The organism is Thermincola ferriacetica (assembly GCF_001263415.1).
In the GTDB taxonomy this organism is placed as follows: domain Bacteria; phylum Bacillota; class Thermincolia; order Thermincolales; family Thermincolaceae; genus Thermincola; species Thermincola ferriacetica.
In genome coordinates this window covers 1-1,011 of sequence record NZ_LGTE01000064.1, presented here as the reverse complement: position 1 = coordinate 1,011, position 1,011 = coordinate 1, and the positions used below count along the sequence as shown (strand labels likewise).

At 52.8% G+C, this 1,011-nt stretch carries 1 protein-coding gene; it reads left to right on the top strand.

Going from position 1 to position 1,011, the window contains the following annotated elements; translation table 11 throughout:
• Positions 1-1,011: CARDB domain-containing protein (locus tag Tfer_RS15680; RefSeq protein ID WP_282432080.1), on the top strand; the 1,011-nt coding region annotated here is incomplete at both ends.

The following is a 1,011-nucleotide window of genomic DNA, read 5'->3' as shown; positions in this document are numbered from 1 at the left end:
ACTCTCAAAGACATCAACTGGCAGAATAACACCCGGCGGGTATTGATCAAATCCCATGTCACCGATATAGCCGTCACCAGTATAGCCCAACAGGAACCGGCTATCGCCGGAACCGAAGAATTAGCCACCGTCACCTTCAAAAACCTGGGCGCCAATACAGAAACCTTCACCGCTCACTACTTCGCCGGCGCTAAATTGGTGAAAAAGGATAAGATCACTCTCCCTGCCGGCAAAACAGATACCAGGAATTTTAACTGGGCAGTTCCCGGTACACCCGGAAAAACCATCACCTTAAAAGTAGTGGCCGATCCTGATAAAAAACTGCCGGACATTAACCGCGCCAACAATACCTGTACCAGAGACGTGCGCATAACGGTCCCGGCCCTACCCGAACCCTACTGTCAGGGCAGAGAGAAGAACAGCAGGGAATGGACCGTCACCTATGTCTGGACCACCACCAACAGTAAAGGCGAAACAGTGACCCACAGTCGCGATGTCACCTACAAAGAAACCATTTCCGCCCGGTTGATACTGAACACCCGGCAGGGTGATGACCAGGCCCCGCCGGAAGAACGCCGGGGAGCATGGGAAATCAAGCCCTTCGCCAAAAAACACAAGCTCGACCCCAATAAAATCACCCGGGCCGGTTACGGCTTTGAAGTGCTGGTAGAAACCGATTACTGGACCGACTGGGAAACCAAAGTCCCTACCGGAGCCGCACCCAAAGGCGGCACACCCAGGGATTTAAAACTGCAGGCAGAATTCTGGGATACCAAAAACCGGTCCGTGCTGGGCGGCCCGGTGGAACTGGAACCCATCGGAAAAAGAGAAGCAAAGGGGCACACTTACATAACATGGGCTTTAAAAGCCAAGACCCATACATTAGGCGACGGGCGGCGGATAACCGACCGGAAGCACTACACCGACCTGAACAATTACAGCGCCACAGAAGAAAATATTGACAAGGGCAGGTATTACGTGACCGTGAGCAACATAAACAACTTCGGCATG